Below are 958 nucleotides of genomic sequence, written 5' to 3' on the forward strand. Positions count from 1 at the left end.
GTTTTATGGCTATGCAACCGGTGTCTTTTCCAGCCGCAAGTTGGAGATGGCGACTCATGACTCCATTGCTTTCCGTTATATCTGTGCCAACCAGCATCCGGATCACGACAGTATCAACGCGTTTCGCCAGCGCTTCCGTCAGCACATTGAGGCGTTGTTTGTCCAGATCTTAATGATTGCTCAAGAGGCGGGTTGGTTGAAGCTGGGCAATGTGAGCCTGGACGGTACCAAAATCAAGGCTAATGCCAACAAGAGTAAGGCTTTGAGTTATAAACACGCTTGCAAGCTGGAGAAACAGTTGAAACAGGAAGTTGCAGAACTTCTGGTCATGTCAGAGCAAGCGGATAAAAATGAGCTGCCCGAAGGGCTGTCGATACCTGATGAACTCAAGCGGAGAGAAGACCGACTGGCCGTTATCAGTAAAGCAAAAGAAGAAATAGAACGTCGGGCTGAAGAGCGATACCAGCAGGAAAAGGCCGAGTACGAAGAAAAGGTTGAGCGCCGTAAAGCCCGTAACAATGCAGGCAAGGCACCACGCCCGCGAGAACCGGGAGCACGAGATAAAGATCAGGTGAGTTTGACTGATCCGGATTCCCGAATCATGCCAGCACCGGGCGGAGCCTTCGAACAAGCTTACAATGCTCAGGGCACTGTCGATAACGAAAGCGGCTTGATCATCACCCGCCATGTCACTCAGTCAGCTAACGACAAAAAAGAAGTGGTTCCTACACTGGCTCAGCTGAAAATATTGGAGCCGGTACTGGGTAAGGCGGCGGGTCTTCTGGGAGATTCAGGCTATTTCAGCAAAGCCAATGTTCATGCTGTGGATAAAGCAGGACTGACGCCTTACATTGCGATTAGCAGAGAAGCTCATAACTTGCCATTGCTGAAGCGTTTTCAACCGGATGATCCAGAACCAGATGGTAGTGCCAGTACGGTGGAGTGGATGCAGTGGCGT

Annotated in this window: 1 protein-coding gene; it reads left to right on the forward strand. The window is 50.6% G+C overall.

Annotation, left to right across the window (positions count from 1 at the left end; translation table 11 throughout):
* Window positions 1–958: IS1182 family transposase (locus WG89_RS02925; RefSeq protein ID WP_062261012.1), on the forward strand; the 958-nt coding region annotated here is incomplete at both ends.

It is taken from the genome of Endozoicomonas arenosclerae, from assembly GCF_001562015.1.
In the GTDB taxonomy this organism is placed as follows: domain Bacteria; phylum Pseudomonadota; class Gammaproteobacteria; order Pseudomonadales; family Endozoicomonadaceae; genus Endozoicomonas_A; species Endozoicomonas_A arenosclerae.